Source organism: Pseudomonas fluorescens, assembly GCF_902498195.1.
Classification (GTDB): Bacteria; Pseudomonadota; Gammaproteobacteria; order Pseudomonadales; family Pseudomonadaceae; genus Aquipseudomonas; species Aquipseudomonas fluorescens_BU.
This window is the reverse complement of record NZ_CABVIY010000002.1, coordinates 114636-136311: the sequence shown is the minus strand read 5'-3', so window position 1 is coordinate 136311 and position 21676 is coordinate 114636. Positions and strand designations below refer to the sequence as shown.

The following is a 21676-nucleotide window of genomic DNA, read 5'->3' as shown; positions in this document are numbered from 1 at the left end:
AGCGTCACTTCCACAGCTGGGCGGCAAACACTACGAGAATGCCGATGGGCGCCACATAGCGCATCAAGAACAAAGACAGGGCAAACAACGCCGGGTTGCGAATCGACAGCTCGTCGCGCACCGCTTCCCGACCCATCACCCAGCCCGCAAACACCACGAAACACAAACCACCGAGTGGCAACATGATCCGCGAGGTGAAAAAATCAATCACGCCGAAGAAATCCAGCCCGCCCGCGCCCCCCCACTGGTAGAGGTGAAACAGACCGCCTTCGTTCACGAAAAACCTGGCTTGCTTCCAGATATTGAATGAAAAAACCGTGCCCAAGCCAACGAACCAGCAGGTAAATGCCAGCCAGAAGGTCACCCAGGCGCGCCTGACTTTCGTGCGCTCTACCAGGTAGGCCACCATCGGTTCGAGCAGCGAGATCGCCGAACTCCAGGCTGCAATCGCCACCAGCACGAAGAACACTACGCCCATCAACTGGCCGAACGCTACGTTGCCGAAGGCAAACGGCAGGCTGACAAACATCAAGCCAGGGCCTTCGCTCGGGTTCAGCGCCGCGGCGAACACTATCGGAAACAATGCCAGGCCAGCCACCAGGGAAACAAAAGTATCCAGCAGCGCCACGCCAACGACGGTCCCGGAAATCGACGACGTCTTCGGCATGTAGGCACCGTAGATCATGATCGAACCGACGCCTACGCTCAGGGAAAAGAATGCGTGCCCCATGGCTGGCAACAGGCCGTCGAGGACTTTTTCCGGATGGAAGTCGAACATGAAGTGCACGCCTTCCATGAAGTGCCCGGTGGTCATGCTGTAGCCCAGCAGGACAATCACCATGACGAACAACAGCGGCATCATGATTCGCAGGCTGCGCTCAAGCCCGGCCACCACGCCCTTGGCGATCACGACCGCCGACAGCAGCATGAAAATCGTGTGCCAAAGTGTCAGGCGCCATGGGTCGGCGATGACGTTGCCAAAGTAGGCGCCGACCTGATCGGCTGTTGCCCCCTGGAAGTCGCCACGCCCCATATCGATGATGTAATCCAGCGACCAACCACCGACGACGCTATAGAAAGACAGGATCAGCAACGCGGTGATCATCCCGGCAAAGGCGCCCCAGGACCATTTGCCCGAATGCCCCACCTCCTGCGCCAATGCTTTCAAGGCATTGGCCGGGCTCTGCCGGGCACGCCGGCCAATCAGGGTTTCAGCCAGCATGACCGGGATGCCGATCAGCGCGATACAGACCAGGAACATCAACACAAAGGCGCCGCCGCCATAGACGCCGACCATGTACGGGAATTTCCAGATACTGCCCAGGCCTACGGCCGAACCGGTCGCGGCGAGTATGAACACCCAACGGCTAGCCCAACTGCCGTGGACAGAAACCTTGTCTGTCGACATCGTCACTACGACCAACCCTTCAAAAAAGAGCGCGCATTGTCCGGGATTCAATCAACCTGCTCAAGCACGCAGCATCACCGTAGCCGACTCGCTTGCAACTCCCTATAATGCCGCCCCTATGGCTAAACAGAAGAAACACCCCACAGGGACCATCGCGCAAAATAAAAAGGCGCGACACGATTACTTCATCGAACATCGGTTCGAGGCTGGTCTGGTCCTGGCCGGCTGGGAAGTAAAGAGTTTGCGGGCGAGCAAGCTGCAACTGGTTGACAGTTACGTCCTGCTCAAGGATGGCGAAGCATGGCTGCTCGGCAGTCACATTACGCCCCTGACGACCGCCAGCACCCACGTCATCGCCGATCCGGTGCGCACGCGTAAATTGCTGCTAAACCGGCGCGAGCTGGAAAAGCTGGCCGCCGCCGTGCAGCAGAAGGGTTACGCCTGCGTGTGCCTGTCCTGGTACTGGAGCAAGCACATGGTCAAGTGCGAAATCGCTCTGGGCAAGGGCAAGAAGGAATACGACAAGCGCGATACCGAGCGCGAGCGCGACGCCGGCCGTGAGTTGCAGCGCGCGGTGCGAAACAAGGGCAAGGAAGATTAATTTTCCTGTTTGAGGTTTGCGGCACCAGCAAAAAGATCGCAGCCCGCGACAGCTCCTGCACAGGAATCTCCCTGTAGGAGCTGCCGCAGGCTGCGATCTTTTGCGATTAAACCCGATTACATCCCTTTGCGCCGCTCCGCCCGAGCCACACGCTGCACTTCCTGACGCACTTCTTCCAGCACTTCCTGCACATACAGAATGTGACGGCTGGAGACTTCCCGCGCCTGCTCCGCCCTGCCTTCGATAATCGCCAGATACAATTCCCGATGCTGCGTAATCAGCATGTCGCGGGTCTCGGTGCGCTGCTTGTACATGCCGCCAATGTTGGTCACCACATTGCGCTTGAGCAAGTCGAACAAGCCGCGGATGGTGTGCAGCAGCACCGCGTTATGACTGGCCTCGGCAATCGCCAGATGGAATTTTGCATCCGCCGCGCCCTCTTCCGCCCGACTGACTTCATCGTGCCGGGAATAGCAGTCCTGCAATTCATTGAACGCCGCCGTCAACCGTTCGCGATCGACATCCGTGGCGCGCAATGCCGCGTAGTAGGCGCAGGACGCTTCCAGCGTATGGCGAAACTCCAACAGATCGCGCTGAGCCTCGGGATTGCTTTCCAGCAGTTGCAGCAAGGGATCACTGAAGGTCGTGCCCAAGGATTCCACCACATAATTGCCGCCACCCTGGCGACTGAGCAGCAAGCCCTTGGCGACCAGCTTCTGAATGGCTTCGCGCAACGACGGGCGCGACACGCCGAACTGCTCGGCCAAGGCGCGCTCGGCCGGCAGGCGCTCACCCGCCTTCAGCGTGCCTTCGAGGATCATGCCCTCCAACTGCTCGACAATATCGTCAGACAAACGGCGCTGACGAACCTGATCAAACCCCATAACTCGATCTCTCCACGACCCGACCGCTCGCCGGGGCTCTATTCTGGCCTATCCAGGCGGTGTCGGCACCTGCCAGCCGGCATTTATCCAAGCGGCTCAGATGCCCCTCGGGGTCAGGCATTCGACAAAAGTTTTAGGGCGGCAAATTGACACACCGCCTACAAGGCTTTTACCCTAGCCAACAGCGTTTGTAAATTGGTATTACCAATTATCCAAACATGCTGATCAGTGCCTGACCAACAACAATTAGGGGCCACCCCATATGCAAACCTGGCAACAGCTCTACAGCCCGCTCGGCAGCCTCGGTTTATCCGCGCTCGCAGCCGTTATCCCCATCGTGTTTTTCTTCCTGGCCCTGGCCGTGTTCCGCCTCAAAGGACATGTCGCCGGCAGCATTACGCTGGCACTGTCGATTCTGGTGGCAATCTTTGCGTTCCAGATGCCGGTCGACATGGCGTTCGCCGCCGCCGGGTATGGCTTCGCCTACGGCCTGTGGCCGATCGCCTGGATCATCGTGGCGGCGGTATTCCTCTACAAACTGACGGTCAAGAGTGGCCAGTTCGAAGTGATCCGCAGCTCGGTGCTGTCCATCACTGACGACCAGCGCCTGCAAGTGCTGCTGATCGGCTTCTGCTTCGGCGCCTTCCTCGAAGGTGCGGCCGGTTTCGGCGCGCCGGTGGCCATCACCGCCGCCTTGCTGGTAGGGCTGGGTTTCAACCCGTTGTACGCCGCAGGCCTGTGCCTGATCGCGAACACTGCCCCGGTGGCATTCGGCGCCCTGGGCATTCCGATCATCGTGGCCGGGCAAGTGACAGGCATCGACGCATTCAAGATCGGCGCCATGACGGGCCGCCAACTGCCGTTGCTGTCGCTGTTCGTACCGTTCTGGCTGGTGTTCATGATGGATGGCCTGCGCGGCGTGCGTGAAACCTGGCCGGCAGCACTGGTGGCGGGCCTGAGCTTTGCCGTCACTCAATACTTCACCTCGAACTTCATCGGCCCGGAACTGCCGGACATCACCTCGGCCCTGGCCAGCCTGATTTCCCTGACCCTGTTCCTGAAGGTCTGGCAGCCGAAACGCGCCGCCGGCCAACACATCGCCGGCGCGGTTTCCGCCTCCGTGGTCACCGCCAGCGTCGGTGGTTTCGGCCAGAAGCGCAGCACCGTGGCGTCGCCTTACAGCCTGGGTGAAATCTTCAAGGCCTGGTCGCCATTCCTGATCCTCACCGTGCTCGTCACCATCTGGACCCTGAAACCGTTCAAGGCGATGTTTGCCGCGGGCGGCTCGATGTACAGCTGGGTATTCAACTTCGCCATCCCGCACCTGGACCAGATGGTGATCAAGGTTGCACCGATCGTGGCCGCGCCGACCGCCATTCCGGCGGTATTCAAGCTTGACCCGATTTCCGCGACCGGCACGGCGATTTTCTTCTCGGCGCTGATTTCGATGCTGGTCCTGAAGATCAACCTCAAAACTGGTCTGACCACTTTGAAGGAGACCTTCTACGAACTGCGCTGGCCGATTCTGTCCATCGGTATGGTGCTGGCCTTCGCCTTCGTCACCAACTACTCGGGCATGTCGTCGACCATGGCGCTGGTACTGGCCGGCACCGGCGCAGCCTTCCCGTTCTTCTCGCCGTTCCTCGGCTGGCTGGGCGTGTTCCTGACCGGTTCCGACACCTCGTCCAACGCACTGTTCAGCTCGTTGCAAGCGACCACCGCGCACCAGATCGGCGTCAACGACACCTTGCTGGTGGCGGCGAACACCAGCGGCGGCGTGACCGGCAAGATGATCTCGCCACAATCGATCGCCGTGGCCTGCGCCGCGACCGGCCTGGTGGGCAAGGAATCGGATCTGTTCCGCTTCACGCTCAAGCACAGCCTGTTCTTCGCCACCATCGTCGGCCTGATCACCCTGGCCCAGGCCTACTGGTTCACCGGCATGCTGGTGCACTAAGTACTACGCGCGACATGGAAAAAACCGACGCCGGACCACGATTCCGGCGTCAGCTATTCACAACCCGGTCTGTAAGGCTGCTGAAAGAATCTCTCTCTATATTCAGCAGCCTCAGCGGACGGATAACCGGGACCACCCGGAGACACGCCTGATGAGCGAGCTTTTTTACAACGCTGTGCCGAATGCGACCCGTGTCGCCCCGCCACTGCCCGAGCCTCGGCAATACCCCAGCGAGAAACCGCAACGGGTGTACCTGTTCGGGACCTGCGTAGTGGATTTGTTCTACCCGGAAGCCGGCATGGACGCGATCCGCCTGCTGGAACGCGAAGGCATCCGTGTCGAATACCCCCAAGGGCAAAGCTGCTGCGGCCAACCGGCCTACACCTCGGGCTACACCGATCAGGCACGGACCGTGGCGCGCTCGCAACTGGCGCTGTTCGCCGGGGACTACCCGGTGGTGGTGCCGTCCGGCTCCTGCGCGGGCATGTTGCGCGAGCACTACGCCGACCTGTTCAAGGACGAGCCGCAGACGCTGAAGCAGGTTCAGGCGTTGGCAGCCAGAACCTATGAGCTGGCCGAATTCCTGTTGTTTGTCTGCAAGGTGCAGCTCAAGGACAGTGGCACACCGGTGAAAGTGGCGTTGCACACGTCGTGCTCGGCGCGCCGCGAAATGAATACCCACTTGCACGGGCGCGAGCTGTTGTCGCAGCTGAGCAACGTGGAACGGGTCAATCACGATCACGAAAGCGAATGCTGTGGCTTCGGTGGGACTTTCAGCGTCCGTATGCCGGACATTTCCGGGGCGATGGTGGCTGACAAGACCCGGTCGCTGAAGGAATCCGGCGCGCACAAGGTACTCAGTGCCGATTGCGGTTGCTTGATGAACATCAACGGCTCGCTGGAAAAACAGCAGGAAGCGTTGCGCGGCCAACACCTGGCGAGTTTCCTCTGGCAACGAACCGGAGGCGCGCAATGAACGCTTCCGCGATTATTCCTACGGTCGCCGTAGAAGAAGACTTCCGCACCCGCGCTCATGGGGCGTTGGGTGACGCGCAATTGCGAAACAACTTTCGCAAGGCGATGGATTCACTGATGACAAAACGGGCAACGGCTTTCAGCGATGCCCATGAAAGAGAACACTTGCGCGCCTTGGGCAATGCCGTCCGCGCCCGCGCGTTATCGAAGCTGCCCGATTTGCTCGAGCAGCTTGAACAGAACCTGACCCGCAACGGTGTGACAGTGCACTGGGCGGAAACGGTGGACGAAGCCAACGGCATCGTCCTCTCGATCATCCGCGCTCACGAGGGGCGGCAAGTGATCAAGGGCAAATCGATGGTCAGCGAAGAAATGGAGATGAACCATGTCCTCGCTGAACAGGGCATTGAATGCCTGGAATCGGACATGGGCGAGTACATCGTCCAGCTCGACCACGAGAAGCCTTCACACATTATTATGCCGGCGATCCACAAGAATGCCGGTCAGGTCGCGTCCTTGTTCCACGACAAACTTGGCGTGGAATACACCAAGGACGTTGACCAACTCATTCAGATCGGTCGCAGGGTCCTGCGGCAGAAATTCTTCGAAGCGGACATCGGCGTCTCTGGCGTCAACTTCGCCGTGGCCGAAACCGGCACCTTGCTGCTGGTGGAAAACGAAGGCAACGGCCGCATGACCACCACCGTGCCACCGGTGCACATCGCCGTCACCGGCATCGAAAAAGTCGTGGAAAACCTGCGTGACGTGGTGCCATTGCTGTCACTGCTGACGCGCTCGGCCCTGGGCATTCCGATCACCACGTACGTCAATATGATCTCCGGCCCGCGCAAGGAGCATGAACTCGACGGCCCGCAGGAAGTGCATCTGGTGCTGCTGGACAACGGTCGCAGCCAGGCATTTGCCGACAGCGAATTGCGCCAGACCCTGAACTGCATCCGCTGCGGCGCCTGCATGAATCATTGCCCGGTCTATACCCGAATCGGTGGCCACGCCTACGGCGAGGTGTACCCCGGCCCCATCGGAAAAATCATCACCCCGCATATGGTTGGCCTGGCGAAGGTCCCGGACCATCCGAGCGCCTCTTCGCTCTGCGGCGCCTGCGGTGAAGTGTGTCCCGTCAAGATTCCGATCCCGTCATTGCTGCGGCGCCTGCGCGAAGAAAACGTCAAGGCCCCCGATAGCCCGCATCAAACCCTGCGCGGCCAGGGCAGCAAGTATTCGCGCAAGGAACGCTTCATCTGGAACGCCTGGGCCAGGCTCAACAGCTCGCCGACGCTGTATCGCCTGTTCGGCTTCTTCGCCACGCGCCTGCGCGCACTGACCCCGAGCAATGTAGGCCCGTGGACGCAAAACCACAGTGCACCCAAGCCCGCCGCCCGTTCATTGCATGACATGGCGCGCGAGCATCTGGCCAAACAGGGAGATCGTTGATGAGCGCCAAGCAAAACATCCTCGGCAAACTGCGTAAGAGTCTGACAGGCACCACACCCGTGGCTGACAACTTCGACGTCGATCTGGTGACCGCGCCTTACACCTACACCCCGGAACAACGCATCCCGCAATTGCGCAAGCTGATGGAAGCGGTGCACACGGAGATCCACCTGACCTCGGCTGAAGACTGGCCGGCGTTGTTGGCAAAACTGCTGCTGGATCGGCAGCTGCCGAGCCTGCTGATCGCGCCGACCACGCTTCATGGTGAACGTGTCACTCAACATTGGGCGAATAATCCGGACCTGCCTACACTCAAGGCCTACAACCGCCCGGTGGAAGAATGGAAAGCCGAACTGTTCAACGACACCCCGGCGAGCCTGACCGGCACACTGGGCGCCATCGCTGCGACCGGTAGCCTGATTCTCTGGCCGACGCGAGAAGAACCCCGGCTGATGAGCCTGGCGCCACCGGTGCATTTCGCCCTGCTCAAGGCCAGCGAAATCCGCGACAACTTCTATCAGGTGCAGCAGGAGTTCGAATGGGCCCAAGGCATGCCGACCAATGCGCTGCTGGTGTCCGGCCCATCGAAGACAGCCGACATCGAGCAGGTGCTGGCCTACGGCGCCCATGGTCCGAAGGATCTGGTGGTGTTGATCCTGGAGGACCAATGAGTCTACCGGCCGCTTTCCTGCGTGATGCGCAGCAACTGATTCCCCAGGAGCGTCGCTTCGACGACCCGCTGTCGACCCTGGCGTTCGGCACCGATGCCAGTTTCTATCGGCTGATCCCGCAACTGGTGATCCGCGTAGAGTCTGAAGATGAAGTGGTAGCGCTGCTGAAACTGGCGCAGCGCGACCAGGTGGCGGTGACCTTCCGCGCCGCTGGCACCAGCCTGTCCGGCCAGGCCATCAGCGACTCGGTGTTGATCGTGCTGGGGGATAACTGGAACGGCCGCGAGATTCGTGGCCAGGGCACGCAAATCCGCCTGCAGCCGGGGGTGATCGGCGCGCAGGCAAACGCCTGGCTGGCGCCGTTCGGGCGCAAGATCGGCCCGGACCCGGCGTCGATCAATGCCTGCAAAATCGGCGGCATCGTCGCCAACAATGCCAGCGGCATGTGCTGCGGCACTGCGCAAAACACTTATCACACCCTGGCCGGCATCCGTCTGGTACTGGCCGACGGCAGTCGACTCGATACCGAAGACGCCGCCAGCGTGGCAGCGTTTCGCAACAGCCACGCAACGCTGCTGGAGCGTCTGGCGACCTTGGGCCGCGAGACCCGCGCCAACGCCGAACTCGCGGCAAAAATTCGTCACAAGTACCGTCTGAAAAACACCACCGGCCTGTCACTCAACGCCCTGGTGGATTACGACGAGCCTGTGGATATCTTGAGCCACTTGCTGGTGGGCTCCGAAGGCACCCTCGGCTTTATCAGCGCAGTGACTTACGACACCGTCATCGACCATCCGAACAAGGCCTCGGCACTGATCGTGTTCCCGGATGTGGAGACCTGCTGCAACGCAGTCACCGTGCTGAAAAGCCAACCGGTGTCCGCCGTGGAACTGCTGGACCGCCGCAGCCTGCGCTCGGTGCAGGACAAACCCGGCATGCCCGCTTTCGTACAGCATCTGTCGAACAATGCCTGCGCCTTGCTGATCGAATCCCGCGCCGCGTCGTCCACGTTGTTGCAGGAACAACGGGCGCAGATCATGGCGTCCCTGGCGGTGTTCCCGGTGGAGAAGCAAGTCGATTTCACCGAAGACCCGCTGGAAAACGCCCGTCTCTGGGCGATCCGCAAAGATACGTTCCCCGCCGTCGGCGCGGTGCGCAAAACCGGCACCACGGTGATCATCGAAGACGTGACCTTTCCGGTGGAACAACTGGCCATCGGCGTAAATCGCCTGATCGAGTTGTTCGACAAACATCACTACGACGAAGCGATCCTTTTCGGACACGCGCTGGAAGGCAATCTGCACTTTGTCTTCACCCAAGGCTTCAACAACCCGGAAGAAGTCGCACGCTACCAGGCGTTCATGGACGACGTGGCGCAGTTGGTCGCGGTGGAGTTTGGCGGCTCGCTCAAGGCCGAGCACGGCACCGGCCGCAACATGGCGCCTTTCGTCGAACTGGAATGGGGCAGCGACGCCTATCAGTTGATGTGGCAACTCAAACGCCTGCTCGACCCCAACGGCATTCTCAATCCGGACGTGGTGCTCAGCGAAGACCCGCAGGTTCACCTCAAGCACCTCAAGCCTTTGCCGGCCGCTGACGAGATTGTGGATAAGTGCATCGAATGCGGCTTTTGTGAACCGGTCTGCCCCTCGAAAGGACTGACCCTGAGTCCGCGCCAGCGCATCGTGATCTGGCGCGACATTCAGGCGAAGAAACGCGCCGGCGTCGACACCCGTGAACTTGAAGAAGCCTATGAATACCAGGGCATCGACACCTGTGCCGCCACCGGCCTGTGTGCGCAACGTTGCCCGGTAGGCATCAATACCGGCGAACTGGTGAAAAAACTTCGCGGCCAGCACGCCACCCATACGAAAACCGCTACCTGGCTTGAAGGAAATTTCGCCACGGCACTGCAAGGCGCGCGTTTCACCCTGCACGTGGCCAATGGCGCGCGGATGCTGTTGGGTGCACCGCGACTGGCCAGGCTGTCGGCGACGGTGACCCGCCTGTCCAAAGGACAGATCCCGCAGTGGACCCACGCCATGCCGCAGCCTGAACGGGCGATTCGCTTCAGCCCGGCCCTGTCGGACGAGCGTCCGCGCGTGGTGTACCTGGCCGCGTGCGTCTCGCGAGCCATGGGACCGGCCGCCGGTGACAAAGAACAGATGTCGCTGTACGACAAAACCCGCGGCCTGCTGGAGAAAGCCGGTTACCAGGTGGTCTTCCCGGACAATCTGGACAACCTCTGCTGCGGCCAGCCGTTTGCCTCCAAGGGGTACGCCGAACAGGCCGAGCATAAACGCCAGGAGCTGATTGGCGCCCTGCTCCACGCCAGTCGTGGGGGACTCGATCCGATCTACTGCGACACCAGCCCCTGCACCCTGCGCCTGACCCAGGACCTGGGCGATACGCGCCTGGACCTTTACGACCCGGTGCGTTTCATCCGCACACACCTGATGGATCGGCTGGACTTCACGCCGCAGGACACCCCCATCGCGGTGCATGTCACTTGCAGCACCCAGCACCTGGGCGAAAGCCAGGCGCTGATCGATCTGGCGCGCAAGTGCAGCAAGAACGTGGTCATCCCCGAAGGCATCCACTGCTGCGGCTTTGCCGGCGACAAGGGTTTCACCACCCCCGAGCTGAATGCGCATTCGCTGCGCACCTTGAAAGACGCGGTGCAGTACTGCGCTGAAGGCATTTCCACCAGCCGGACCTGTGAAATCGGCCTCAGCCAACACGGCGGAATCGATTATCACGGGCTGGTCTATCTGGTGGATCGCGTGACGCAAGCGCGCCGGGCTTAAGGGTCGCGTGAAAAAAAGGGGCGTCTCGCCCCTTTTTTGCGTTTGCATTCATTTTCAGCAAAAAAAACCGAATTCCTGCGTGCGGCTATAGTCATTTGATTAGGCCCTGCGAACGGGCTTATAACCCCCCTCGGCCAGCCGCCCCCCTTTCACCGGCAGCACCGAGCCCTCATGCGCAAGGAGATACCCATGAAGCACTCTGCAATTGCTGGATTGTTTATCACCGCGGCACTGCTGGCATCACCGGCATTTGCGGCGGACAAGGATCTTTGTGCGGCGAACATTCAACAAATAAGCGACTTCGTGGACAGCGCGCCTTCCATTCCGGAGGGCTCCCTGAACAATGTCAAAGATGCCCTGGCGAAATCGAAAGCGGCCCAGGCTGCTGGCAATGACAAGGATTGCGTCGAAATCACCTCCGGCATGATCACCAAAATGCAGATTCGAAATCCCACCCGTAACTGATGCGAGAACGGGCCAACCTTCGGGTTGGCCTTCCGGGCCACATTGCCGTAGACTACACAGGCTTGTTGCTCATCGGTTACACGAGCAATGAGTTCGGGGCCGTTTAGGATTCGACGCCGGTCGCGAAACTTTAGGTGCATGCCGAGTTGGTAACAGAACTCGTAAATCCACTGTTGCAACTACTTATAGTTGCCAATGACGAAAACTACGGCCAGGAATTCGCTCTCGCTGCGTAAGCAGCCTTAGCCCTGAGCTTCTGGTACCTTCGGGTCCAGCAATCATTAGGGGATGTCTGTAAACCCGAAATGATTGTCATATAGAACAGAATCGCCGTGCAGTACGTTGTGGACGAAGCGGCTAAAACTTACACAACTCGCCCAAAGCACCCTGCCCGTCGGGTCGCTGAGGGTTAACTTAATAGACACGGCTACGCATGTAGTACCGACAGCGGAGTACTGGCGGACGGGGGTTCAAATCCCCCCGGCTCCACCAATCAAACATCTAAAGACGTCCACGGACGTCTTTTTTTGTGCCTGAAACCCAGCAAACATGGGGCCTTCAGCGCCATCATGATCTATCAGCGTCCATAGACATCCATGCAAACGTGTATTCCAAGTGGTATTCCAAGCTCCCAGCTGGTAATTTTTGGAATACACAAACAGCATTGGAATACACCATGTGCGCCCAAGCCACGCGTCTTTCAGACATGAAAGTCAAAGCCGCCAAGCCTAAGGAAAAGGACTACACACTCACGGATGGCAACGGCCTCCAAATGCGAGTGAGGATCAATGGCTCAAGGCTATGGAATTTCAACTATATCCATCCCGTGACCAAAAAACGGATCAATATGGGATTAGGTACCTTTCCCGAGGTCAGCCTGGCCCTAGCCCGCAAACGGACCGTTGAGGCTAGGGAGCTTGTCGCCCAGGGACTAGATCCGAAAGAGCAGCGCGATGCTGATCGCCAAGTGAAAAAAGCCGCGACAGAGCACACGTTTCAAAACGTGGCGACGGCATGGTTTGAACTAAAGAAGGACTCAGTGACAACTGCCTACGCTGAAGATATTTGGCGCTCGCTCACGCTCCACATCTTCCCGGACCTGGGCTCAACCCCAATTTCCGCAATCAGCGCCCCTAAGGTCATCAATTTGCTCAGACCTCTTGAGACCAAAGGCAGTTTGGAGACTGTTAAACGGCTGACCCAGCGCCTCAACGAGATCATGACTTATGGGGTGAATTACGGGCTCATCCATGCTAACCCCCTTAGCGGGATTCGCTCGGTCTTTAAGAAACCAAAAAAGAAAAATATGGCGGCACTGCCGCCCGATGAGCTAAATGAGCTCATGGTGGCAATTGCCAATGCCAGCATCAAAAGAACAACTCGCTGCCTAATCGAATGGCAGCTCCACACGATGACCCGCCCCGCAGAGGCCGCCACCACTCGCTGGGCTGACATCGACTTCGAGAAGAAAATCTGGACGATCCCAGCGGAGCGCATGAAGAAACGTCGCATACACATTATCCCTCTCACGGAGCAGTCTCTGGCACTCCTAGAGGCCATCAAGCCCTACAGTGGAAACAGGGAGTACGTTTTTCCTGCAGACCGGAACCCTCGCACTCACTGCAACAGCCAGACCGCCAACATGGCGCTAAAGCGTATGGGTTTCGAAGGACGCTTGGTAAGTCATGGCATGCGATCAATGGCGAGCACCATCCTCAACGAGCAGGGCTGTGATCCTGAGTTAATCGAGGTTGCGCTTGCCCACGTCGATAAAGACGAGGTACGCAGCGCTTATAACCGAGCGGACTACATAGAGCGCAGACGCCCAATGATGAAGTGGTGGAGCGAGCACATCCAGGAAGCTGCCACCGGCAACCTCTCAGTGTCAGCAATCAAGGAAAACAGGGACAGAAAAGTCGTGTCGATACGTTGATCTCCGGCCCGGTGTCGGACAAAACCAATGGTTCCCGGATAGAGAGAACGTCATTGCTTCGACACCTCGTCGCTGGACTCCTCGACATCGGATTTCATCGTTGCGTACATCTTCTTGAGAAGTGGCTCAATGATGCGCTCCGCCTCGTCCCAGTAGTCTTCACGAAGCATCGAGTACTTTACGTCCAAGCGTATCTCTCTATCGAAGGGGAAGTCCCTTGGAGTCTCCATTCCAACAATTAGCTGCATGTCCTCAGGTAACTCTTTAGCGATGAACTGAAGCACAGCGGGAAGATTAATATCGTCTTGAGCCTGCTGGTTCGGCGAGTCAATGACGACTGGTATGTCGTACGTACCGGTCACATCTTGGCATGTTCGCCACAATGCGGCGTAGTAGGCCAAAATCGATCGAGGTCCGCCGCTTCCGGACAGGTCTGGACGGCTGGTGAGCTTCATCTTTGATGTGATCGACTCTCGCAGCAGCTTACGCTCGGCTTCGAACGCCGCGAACGCGCTTTCAGCGCCCATGCTACCAACGACGTCCTGGTACTTGAGCTCTCCTTTGCTCGTACGCAACAACGTGGAGATGCGCTGATAGTTCTCGTTAAGTGTGCTGAGTTCGGCCAACGCAGTTCTGCATCGATGCCGTACTTCGTTTGCGTCATCCCTAAGGCGTCCAGCGAGCTCACGTAGTACACGCGCGTCCTCAGCGAAATTGAGCAGTTCTAGGAATGACTTGGTGTGCTCGGCGTTGAGCTTGGGACCGGTTAAGGGCAGCGTAAGGCTAGCCGTTCGTTGAGCTCATGCCGTTCACTGCGCCGAGTTCTGAGCGATATGCAACATGCGCCTGGATTCCAACTCTTCGAAATAAGTGCTCGCCACCACGTTAAAGTTTTTTCTCTGACGGCCGATGTCCAGATGCCAGCATTGTACCAATGACGCGGGTGATCCACTGAGCTAGCAAGGACGATAAGGTGCTCAACCTGACCGCACTACGCCTCGTCACTTGCCCTTAGTTTGCCACGCTGATTGGGGTGCACCTGCCTGAACACAACTTGCGCAGCCCATGAATTTGGATAGCCAACAGATCGCTGCAGAAAACCGAGCCCATTTAGTCAGATAGGAAGACACCATGACTGCAGCTCAAGACCTCTCCGAAGGCCTCTATCTTAAACTTATCGATCACATCAGCACCTTGCTCAAAGCTTTGGCACGGGGTGCCGACGATCCAAGCCTAGCCTCGGCTCAGGCAGAAGCGCAAAGCAAACTGCAGGAAATCGAACAGGCGCTGACCAAGGCAATTAACGAGCTAAAGGACAACGCTGAACACAAGACCTTCACCGTTGCGTTCTATGGCGAAACCAACGCTGGCAAGTCGACGCTGATTGAAACCTTGCGCATCTTGCTCAGGGAAAACACCAAACGTGAGCAACGTCAGCGCTTCCTCGCCTTGCAGCAGCAGTCGGGGCTGAGCGAAGCGACGTTGCAGGCACTGGAAACCGAAATCGAGTCGCTGGGCAGCCGCTTGGCTCAGACCGAAAGTGCAACGGCCGACGCCGACGCTCGCCATGACCAGCGCCAAGTCGAACAGCAGTTGCAAGAAGACGCCCTGCGCACGCGTATCGAAGAGCAGAAACGAAGCGCTAGTCTGATCCAGCGCATTCTCAACCTGCTGCGCAAGCTTCCCGAAGAAATCGCTCTGGTGCAGTTGCAGGCGGGCTCCTCCGTGCTGTCCGTACAGCGTGAAACCGAACTATCCAAGCTGCGTCAGCAAAGCGAAGAGATTCAGTCCCAGCTAGGCGAAACCTGCCAGCGACATGCAACGGCACTGGATGGTCTACAGCAACTGGCCGCCTTCGAAGACGGCAGCATCATCGGTGATGGCCGCGCTGACTTCACCCGTCAAACCCAAGCGTACGCCTTTGAGTCAGAAGGCCAGCACTTCCAGTTGCTCGATGTTCCCGGCATTGAGGGCGATGAGCGCAAGGTCAGCGAGCAGATAAACAACGCTGTCAAGCGTGCCCATGCGGTGTTCTACGTAACGGCCAAAGCAGCCCCGCCACAGACCGGAGATGCCGGACGTCCTGGCACCCTGGAAAAAATCCAGGCACAACTGGGTGCGCAGACGGAAGTCTGGACGCTCTACAACAAACGCATCACCAACCCAATGGCCCTGCAAAAACCCGCCTTGATCAGCCCTGACGAGCAGGCCAGCCTGGATGATCTTGACCAGATTATGCGCAAGCAGCTGGGCGAGCATTACCAGCGCAGCATGACCCTCTGCGCACTGCCCGCGTTCTATGCAGCAGCCGATTGCCTGGTACCACGGTCCACGATAGCGACCAGCCGCAAGAAATTCCTTGAGGCCATGGCGCCAGACGCGCTGCTGGAAAAATCCGGCGTCAAGCAGTTCTATCGGCACCTGACCCGAGACCTGGTCACAAACGTACAGGCCAAGATACGCCGCTCGAACATGAACAAGGTTCAACTGGCGGTATCCGACGTTTGCTCAGATGTGAAAGCCATCCAGGTCGCGCAGTTCGCTCCGCTGGCGAAAAAACTGCACGAGGAAGCCGAGAATGCCTGCCACCAGCTACAAATTGCGTTCAAGTCTCTCAACAGCCGCCTGAGCAATGCGGGTGAGCAGGCCATCGGCGAATTTGAAGATGCCGTGCGCAAGCGCGTTTACGACCGCATCAATGACGACATCAGCAATGATGATTTCAAAGAAGCACTGGAGCAGGCGCTACAGAGTGAGCAGTCGGCACTGCAGGAAAAACTCCCGACAGCACTCGACAAGCAAGTCGAGCAGTTCCAGAGGAATGTCAGCGAAATCGTCCAGCGTTTCGAGGCTCATGCCAAAGACCTGCTGGCCGGCTACTCGCAGATCGGCAAGGCACGCCTGGCCGGAGACTTCAGCCTGAACGTGAACATCGACAATGGGATCAACGTCGTAGGCTTGTTGGCCAGCCTGGCTGGTGGTGCAGTGTTGTTCTGGAACCCCGCCGGCTGGGTGCTGATGTCCATTGGCGTGGCGACGCTACTGGTCGGTCTCGCAAAGGCGGTGTGGAGCTTTTTCGACAGCGACTACAAGAAAGGCCAACAGCGCAAAGCCACCGACAACAACCTCGAAAACGCTTGCGAAGCGATCCGCGACAGTTTCCGCGAAACCCTCGCGCAGGCGCTGCCGCCGCTGGAAGAGAAAATCGAACAAATCCGTACCGTTCTTCGGCAACCCGCCCTGCAGGCACGGCACATCAACCAAAAACTCGACGCTGCCCACCTCGGCCTGAAAAAGATAGCCAGCGACCTCAAAGCATAAGGAACTGCACCATGAACTCAACCCTTGAGCTCTTTCTGAATCAAAACAACAAGGCTCTGGCACTGCTGGACAAACTGCGAGTGTTCCTCGAAAAAGGCGCGGCACTGGGCGTCAACATCGACCCGACACTGCTGAGCAAGCTCGAACATGCAAGTCAGAACCTGGCCAACGACAAGCTCAAAATTGCCCTGATCGGTGGTTTCTCTGAAGGCAAGACGTCCATCGCTGCGGCCTGGATGGAACGTCTCGACAAATCCAGCATGAATATCAGCCAGCAGGAGTCATCGAACGAGGTGAAAGTCTACGAAGTAGATGACAACTTCGTGCTGATCGATACCCCAGGGCTGTTCGGTTTCAAGGAACAGTTCAACGCCGATATCAATGCGATGGAGAAGTACAAGGACATCACGCGCAAATACGTCAGCGAAGCACACTTGGTGCTGTACGTGATGAACTCGACCAACCCGATCAAAGACAGCCATAAAGATGACCTGAACTGGCTGTTCCGCACGCTTGACCTGCTGCCGCGTACCGTTTTCGTGTTGAGCCGTTTCGACGAAGTGGCCGACGTGGAGGATGAGGCCAGCTATGCGCAGCATTTGCAGGTCAAACGCAGCAATGTCGAAAACCGGCTTCACGAGTCCATCGGCGCCAGCGACGCGGAGGTGGCGGCACTGAGCATCGTCGCAGTGGCGGCAAATCCGTTCGACATGGGCACCGATTACTGGCTCGAGCGGATCGAGCAGTTCAAGACACTTTCGCACATTAATAACCTGCAACAAGCAACCGCCGGCAAGATACAGTCCAGCGGCGGCTCTGCGGTGATCGTCGAGCAAGCGCGAAAGAGCGTGATCCTCGACGTGCTGCACAAAGAATTGCCAGTGGCGGTGGAAAACGACCAACGCCTGGGCGAAGAAGTAGAGCGCCTCAGTGGCGTCAGCCGCACGCTCAGTCGCCAGCTCGATGGTGCCAAAGGTCAGATCGCTGAGGTACGCATTGGTCTGCGCGAATTTGTCACCCGTTATTTTTCCGGGTTGATCATGCGCACTGAAGGGCTGACCCAAGAGACCTTCAAGGAGTTCTTTGAGCGCGAGATTGGGCGCGATGGGGTCATGGTGACCACACGCCTGCAAAACGAATTCGATCGTCAACTCAACGGGGTGAGCCAGGAGCTCAGCCGCATGCGCCTGAGCTTCGACTCCGAAATCGATCACTTCAACACCAACGTGATCAACCTGGGCAAGCAAGGCGTGAACTATGTGATCAAGGGCAACCTGATCAACAACGGCAGCATTCTGGCTGCCCGCGACGGCATCGTCAGCGTGGCCAAGACCCTCGGTGTGGATTTGGGCAAGGCACTTAAATTCAAGCCTTGGGGCGCGGTTAACCTGGCGAAAAACCTCAACGGTATCCTGTCGGTTGCAGGCCTGGCATTGGAAGCCTGGGACAGCTATGAGCGCAAGAAACGCGAGGAACAGTTCAGACAGGCCATTGCAGAGATGGTGGACAACTTCAACAACCAGCGTGAAGAACTGTTGAACATGATTCAGGACGTCTCGTTCGAGGAGCGATTCTTCCCCGACTACGCCTCGCTTGATGCCAATGCTGCTGATGTCCAGGTCGCCATCGATACTCAGAAAAAGCTACGTGAACAATTCCGGGAATGGCGCCAAACCGGGGAATTGATCGAAGCCGAATTCACCCGGATCGAAGGGTAAGATCATTATCAACACGATGTGCTTGAGCCGCTGGTTAATGGTTTCTCCAAAGAGCGTCTAGAATGGCGACCAGGTGCATGTGCGCCAGGGCGATGCCGACGGTGCTTGTGGTCCTTACGCACTGTTGATGCCTGTGGAGTCAGCAAGCGGAAGCGCGAATTACCTTAATCAGCTACATAGACGTTCGTAATGTCGATTGGGCCGCGTCAGCGGCCCAATCGGCTACTAACGGGCGAGCAGGCGTGATTTTATACCCGGATCGCTTCAAGCAGTCCTGCGATGCCAGAGATACTCATAATTCGTTTGAGGTTGTAGGCGAGCACATGAAGGCTAATTTCGGTAGTTACCCGCGGAAGTGTTTTGGTCAGGAAGTGGGTTGCAATCATCCAATATTTGAGCGTTCCAAAAGGATGCTCAACAGTCTGGCGGCCAACCTTCATCTTTCCCGGGGCATGCTCCAGCCGAACCTGCATCGCGTCGATTACCGTTGCGCAGGTGGGTCAATCCTTCACTGCTTCAAGGCTGACGATCTTCTCCTGCAAGGCCGGCAATAATAGGCGCTCACCGGCGAGTTGTTCGCCGTCAAGCATTCCAGGGCGATCGATAACCTTTGTTCTCGTATTGCAAGTAGCATTACTGGAGTCAGTTTTTGTGGCATACGCCAGAATTTCAAAGCTTAGGTCAAAGAACTACCTGCCCCTAAATCCTGTTTGACCCAGGATCGAACGTACTGAGTGCTGGACCATGACTGTTGAATTATTCCGAGCAATCCCCGAAAGCAAGCTGGCCGAATCCTCTGAAGGGTATCGACGCCAGAGTACCCTTCGAATTCCCAGCAATGTTCCTTACGTTGTCGATAACCTTTGGGAGTGGCTACGCCCGGATTCGATGCCATCGCGCCGGCATGCCGTTTATGCCAGTGGGACTCCCGAATTAGCTCTGGAGAACGCCAGCGCCCCGCTTGCCAACGGCGACTGCTACGTTGCATGCCGAGTGGTCGTCGGTGCAAATGAGATTCGCGTGGCACAACTTCAAGTGAGCGATGCTCGTAATCATGAAGACATTCGAATGATTTCTCGCTGGCTGAGTCGTCACAGTCGGGAGTTCACCGAGATATCCTTGGCCGAAAGGCAGGTTTTGGCGCTGTTGTTCAGCCCAGGTCTCCGGCAGAAAGAATTAGAAGAACTGCGACAACAGAGCCAGCTAATTCAGAATCTTTGCGCTCATGTGCAGGAACACTCGACGCTATGGCCCACAGCATCCACAGCACCAAATGCAACGTCAGGAGAGCTGTTCTTTGAACTGCTTGGCTCCGCCCTTTACCGACTCGCCCCACTCCCAGCAGTTAGCCCACAGATATCTACCAACCCAAACATGCGATGAACACCGTGCGCAGCAGGTCAAAGATCGGTGAGGACTGAAGCCCTCCCTGCAGCTCGTTAGTTATCTAGGCTGGCGATAATACGTACCAGCACTTCACCCGCGTTGGATAAAGGGATGGGCGGCCAAGGCATAGAGAAAACACCAGTTGGTAGTCTAAAAAAGAAGTGGTCGACGCTGCCGGAGTTTGTCAGTCCGAAGCAGCGATGCGCTTGCCCAGCTCCTGTTTCATCTCCATGTATTCACGGAAGAACTCGTAGCCCTTCTTGGCGACGACGATGACACCAACAATTGCGAACAGATTTTTCATGTTACGACCTCTTAGGTATACAGGTTTCAGCGGTTCGGATCGTGTAATCCATCGCTCGGCATGCTGATGAGGCGAGCATGAGAAACCAGCACGACGGGGAGTGTCGTGATCGGCCGAACGGCCTCGTGAATAAACGGCCTTTTGCCATATCGCGACTCCACCCTGATCTCACTGGGCAACGCACTTAGAGACGCAGAAGCAACTCTGCTAGCGTCCGCTCAACCCACCCCGCATCGCGCATCTTCAACGATTCGCTCCCGCATTTCGGGCATTGCTTGAACCACTCACCCGGTCCCAACGCATCACTCCGCGGGGCCACCGTTTTCTTCCAACCGCATTCACCACATACAAACGTAAATGGCCTGGGCCTTATAGGCATCGCAGCTCTCCTGAAAATTTATCCATAATCGTCTCCATCAGCCCTCTCAACCAACGGGATACGCCAGCTCGATCTGCTGATCGAACTCTCCACCATTCCCACAGTACTCACGAGGAATGCGCTCAATGTCCTCGGCGATTTGCACAATCACTTCGCGCATCTCCAATTGTTCGAACCACCGAACAGGAATCGCCGCAGCACCATACTGAACACCCAACAAATGCCCGGCGATGAGCCCGGTACTGTCGCTGTCGCCACTGTGATTCACCGCCGTGATCACGCCTTCTTCGAACGAAGGCGCTGCCAGGGCGCACCACAAGCCGATAGCCAGCGCCTCTTCGGCGACCCAACCGCCGCCGAGTTCGCCGATGCGTTGCGGAGTAGGCTGGTAGCCCTCGTAAAAGAAGAAAAGGACGCGCTCAATTATGCCCCGTGTTTCTTCCATACCCGGCACTTGTCCATATTTGGCCAAGCTCTGAGTAACCGCGTGCTCCAAGCTGTCTTGCCGATCGACAATGCGCTGGAGAATATCGGCAAACAACCCGGCCGCCAGGTAGCCCGTAGGATGCCCGTGAGTCAGGCGTCCTGACTGGGCAGCGTAGTCAAAGGCGTTTGCAAAAAAGGCGCAGGGCGCAACGCGCATCAAGGCGCCACAGCCTTTGCTGTTATTTTCGGCAACAACGCCCAGCCGCGGACTGGCCTTGAGTGCATCGAGACAGGTAGTGCCAGGGGCGCGGCGAGACCAGAGCTCTGGTTGATTGATCAGCCAGCCGTCCCCGCTGATCGGCATCTTCGTAGGGTAGTCCTGGGTTTTCAGCCAGCGCAGCAACGAATGATGAATAATGCTGGGGACATGGCAAGTTCCCAGTGAACTGCCGCGCACATACGCCCGAAGCAAGCCTTCTGCGGTGAAAAGCATCATCTGCGTGTCGTCGGTGATGGCACCGGTGATACCGAAAGCAGGGGCAAAATCAACGATACCTTGTGGGCCGAATTTAGCTTCTATTGCAGACCACTCGAGAAACTCCACTGGGGCGCCTAGCGCATCACCGATGGCGCCGCCGAGCAGGCAGCCATTGATCCGTTCAAGTCTGTTCATGTCCTTTCCCTTATCCCTCTGTAGGGATCAATTCCTGCAGAATCACCAGCTTTCTTTGTAACTGCTGGACGTGCTCTTTCTCGGCTCGCAACGCCGAACGCAGTTCGCGGTTTTCCATTTCCCGGATCCGCGCCCAGCGCGCATTTTTTCGGCAGTCCATCGCCATCTGCCAGAGCTCACGCAATCTCAGACACTGATGCAGTAGCACCAGCAGGATTGCCCCCATCATCACCAATGCCCCTGTCGAAACCACTTCCGACATACTCATGTCCACTTCCTTTCGTGACTTCAATTGATTTCGAAGACAGACTCAAGA

16 protein-coding genes, 1 other RNA gene and 1 pseudogene are annotated in these 21676 nt (G+C 57.8%); 12 read left to right on the top strand and 6 right to left on the bottom strand.

All coding sequences use genetic code 11. From position 1 onward, the window contains the following. Window positions 1-4: 4 nt before the first annotated feature. Entirely contained in the window at window positions 5-1408 is a 1404-nt protein-coding gene (locus tag F8N66_RS05975) for a sodium-dependent transporter (protein WP_150770147.1), read from the bottom strand. A gap of 118 nt (window positions 1409-1526) precedes the next feature. On the opposite strand from F8N66_RS05975, the gene smpB reads away from it, so the two are divergent. Next, window positions 1527-2009, top strand: coding sequence for an SsrA-binding protein SmpB (smpB, locus tag F8N66_RS05970; protein ID WP_008057382.1), 483 nt, complete (start codon window positions 1527-1529; stop codon window positions 2007-2009). 116 nt (window positions 2010-2125) lie between these two features. On the opposite strand, the gene F8N66_RS05965 is transcribed toward smpB, so the two are convergent. Continuing rightward, window positions 2126-2893: a GntR family transcriptional regulator gene (locus F8N66_RS05965; RefSeq protein WP_150769318.1), complete on the bottom strand. Its 768-nt coding sequence runs from the start codon at window positions 2891-2893 to the stop codon at window positions 2126-2128. Window positions 2894-3155: 262 nt separating this feature from the next. Between F8N66_RS05965 and F8N66_RS05960 the strand changes: the two genes are divergently transcribed. The 8 genes from F8N66_RS05960 to F8N66_RS05925 all read left to right on the top strand — a co-directional run bounded on the left by F8N66_RS05960 (window position 3156) and on the right by F8N66_RS05925 (window position 13153). Beyond that, window positions 3156-4850 (top strand): lactate permease LctP family transporter, encoded by a 1695-nt coding sequence (locus F8N66_RS05960; RefSeq protein WP_150769317.1) that lies wholly within the window; start codon window positions 3156-3158, stop codon window positions 4848-4850. Window positions 4851-5001: 151 nt separating this feature from the next. Next, window positions 5002-5826, top strand: a complete 825-nt coding sequence (locus F8N66_RS05955) for a (Fe-S)-binding protein (protein ID WP_150769316.1) — start codon at window positions 5002-5004, stop codon at window positions 5824-5826. Continuing rightward, window positions 5823-7277, top strand: a complete 1455-nt coding sequence (locus F8N66_RS05950; RefSeq protein WP_150769315.1) for a LutB/LldF family L-lactate oxidation iron-sulfur protein — start codon at window positions 5823-5825, stop codon at window positions 7275-7277. Before F8N66_RS05955 ends, F8N66_RS05950 begins: the two co-directional genes overlap by 4 nt. Then, window positions 7277-7948, top strand: a complete 672-nt coding sequence (locus F8N66_RS05945) for a LutC/YkgG family protein (RefSeq protein ID WP_150769314.1) — start codon at window positions 7277-7279, stop codon at window positions 7946-7948. Before F8N66_RS05950 ends, F8N66_RS05945 begins: the two co-directional genes overlap by 1 nt. Next, window positions 7945-10755, top strand: a complete 2811-nt coding sequence (locus F8N66_RS05940) for an FAD-binding and (Fe-S)-binding domain-containing protein (protein WP_150769313.1) — start codon at window positions 7945-7947, stop codon at window positions 10753-10755. Before F8N66_RS05945 ends, F8N66_RS05940 begins: the two co-directional genes overlap by 4 nt. A 189-nt stretch (window positions 10756-10944) precedes the next feature. Further along, window positions 10945-11220: a hypothetical protein gene (locus F8N66_RS05935; protein ID WP_150769312.1), complete on the top strand. Its 276-nt coding sequence runs from the start codon at window positions 10945-10947 to the stop codon at window positions 11218-11220. 95 nt (window positions 11221-11315) lie between these two features. Then, window positions 11316-11712, top strand: a transfer-messenger RNA (tmRNA) gene (gene ssrA / locus F8N66_RS05930). Between the two features lie 184 nt (window positions 11713-11896). Continuing rightward, window positions 11897-13153, top strand: a complete 1257-nt coding sequence (locus F8N66_RS05925; protein WP_150770146.1) for an integrase domain-containing protein — start codon at window positions 11897-11899, stop codon at window positions 13151-13153. 50 nt (window positions 13154-13203) lie between these two features. On the opposite strand, the gene F8N66_RS05920 is transcribed toward F8N66_RS05925, so the two are convergent. Then, window positions 13204-13779 carry a hypothetical protein gene (locus F8N66_RS05920; protein ID WP_191622930.1) on the bottom strand — a complete coding sequence of 192 codons (576 nt, stop codon included), beginning with the start codon at window positions 13777-13779 and terminating at the stop codon, window positions 13204-13206. 505 nt (window positions 13780-14284) lie between these two features. Between F8N66_RS05920 and F8N66_RS05915 the strand changes: the two genes are divergently transcribed. Together F8N66_RS05915 and F8N66_RS05910 are read left to right on the top strand one after the other, a co-directional pair. Continuing rightward, complete coding sequence (locus F8N66_RS05915; RefSeq protein ID WP_150769311.1) at window positions 14285-16474, top strand: hypothetical protein; 2190 nt, start codon at window positions 14285-14287, stop codon at window positions 16472-16474. An 11-nt stretch (window positions 16475-16485) separates the two neighbouring features. Next, the gene (locus F8N66_RS05910) at window positions 16486-18192 is read left to right on the top strand and encodes a LeoA/HP0731 family dynamin-like GTPase (RefSeq protein ID WP_150769310.1); all 1707 of its coding nucleotides are present in this window, start codon (window positions 16486-16488) and stop codon (window positions 18190-18192) included. Between the two features lie 248 nt (window positions 18193-18440). Here the strand turns inward: F8N66_RS05910 and F8N66_RS05905 are convergent. After that, window positions 18441-18677, bottom strand: a pseudogene (locus tag F8N66_RS05905) (transposase); the annotation flags it as partial. A gap of 259 nt (window positions 18678-18936) precedes the next feature. On the opposite strand from F8N66_RS05905, the gene F8N66_RS05900 reads away from it, so the two are divergent. Beyond that, window positions 18937-19575 carry a hypothetical protein gene (locus F8N66_RS05900; protein ID WP_150769309.1) on the top strand — a complete coding sequence of 213 codons (639 nt, stop codon included), beginning with the start codon at window positions 18937-18939 and terminating at the stop codon, window positions 19573-19575. A 732-nt stretch (window positions 19576-20307) separates the two neighbouring features. On the opposite strand, the gene F8N66_RS05890 is transcribed toward F8N66_RS05900, so the two are convergent. Both F8N66_RS05890 and F8N66_RS05885 read right to left on the bottom strand, forming a co-directional pair. Continuing rightward, a complete protein-coding gene (locus tag F8N66_RS05890; protein WP_150769308.1) occupies window positions 20308-21360 on the bottom strand; it encodes an ADP-ribosylglycohydrolase family protein in 1053 nt (350 codons plus the stop codon). A gap of 10 nt (window positions 21361-21370) precedes the next feature. Next, on the bottom strand, window positions 21371-21628 hold the full coding sequence (locus F8N66_RS05885) for a hypothetical protein (RefSeq protein ID WP_150769307.1): 258 nt from the start codon (window positions 21626-21628) through the stop codon (window positions 21371-21373). Between the last annotated feature and the right edge of the window lie 48 nt (window positions 21629-21676).

Excerpts from the sequence above, each read along its gene's own strand:
- F8N66_RS05975 (WP_150770147.1), bottom strand. The coding sequence starts at position 1,408 with ATGTCGACAGACAAGGTTTCTGTCCACGGCAGTTGGGCTAGCCGTTGG.
- smpB (WP_008057382.1), top strand. The coding sequence starts at position 1,527 with ATGGCTAAACAGAAGAAACACCCCACAGGGACCATCGCGCAAAATAAA.
- F8N66_RS05965 (WP_150769318.1), bottom strand. The coding sequence starts at position 2,893 with ATGGGGTTTGATCAGGTTCGTCAGCGCCGTTTGTCTGACGATATTGTC.
- F8N66_RS05960 (WP_150769317.1), top strand. The coding sequence starts at position 3,156 with ATGCAAACCTGGCAACAGCTCTACAGCCCGCTCGGCAGCCTCGGTTTA.
- F8N66_RS05955 (WP_150769316.1), top strand. The coding sequence starts at position 5,002 with ATGAGCGAGCTTTTTTACAACGCTGTGCCGAATGCGACCCGTGTCGCC.
- F8N66_RS05950 (WP_150769315.1), top strand. The coding sequence starts at position 5,823 with ATGAACGCTTCCGCGATTATTCCTACGGTCGCCGTAGAAGAAGACTTC.
- F8N66_RS05945 (WP_150769314.1), top strand. The coding sequence starts at position 7,277 with ATGAGCGCCAAGCAAAACATCCTCGGCAAACTGCGTAAGAGTCTGACA.
- F8N66_RS05940 (WP_150769313.1), top strand. The coding sequence starts at position 7,945 with ATGAGTCTACCGGCCGCTTTCCTGCGTGATGCGCAGCAACTGATTCCC.
- F8N66_RS05935 (WP_150769312.1), top strand. The coding sequence starts at position 10,945 with ATGAAGCACTCTGCAATTGCTGGATTGTTTATCACCGCGGCACTGCTG.
- F8N66_RS05925 (WP_150770146.1), top strand. The coding sequence starts at position 11,897 with ATGTGCGCCCAAGCCACGCGTCTTTCAGACATGAAAGTCAAAGCCGCC.
- F8N66_RS05915 (WP_150769311.1), top strand. The coding sequence starts at position 14,285 with ATGACTGCAGCTCAAGACCTCTCCGAAGGCCTCTATCTTAAACTTATC.
- F8N66_RS05910 (WP_150769310.1), top strand. The coding sequence starts at position 16,486 with ATGAACTCAACCCTTGAGCTCTTTCTGAATCAAAACAACAAGGCTCTG.
- F8N66_RS05900 (WP_150769309.1), top strand. The coding sequence starts at position 18,937 with ATGACTGTTGAATTATTCCGAGCAATCCCCGAAAGCAAGCTGGCCGAA.
- F8N66_RS05890 (WP_150769308.1), bottom strand. The coding sequence starts at position 21,360 with ATGAACAGACTTGAACGGATCAATGGCTGCCTGCTCGGCGGCGCCATC.
- F8N66_RS05885 (WP_150769307.1), bottom strand. The coding sequence starts at position 21,628 with ATGAGTATGTCGGAAGTGGTTTCGACAGGGGCATTGGTGATGATGGGG.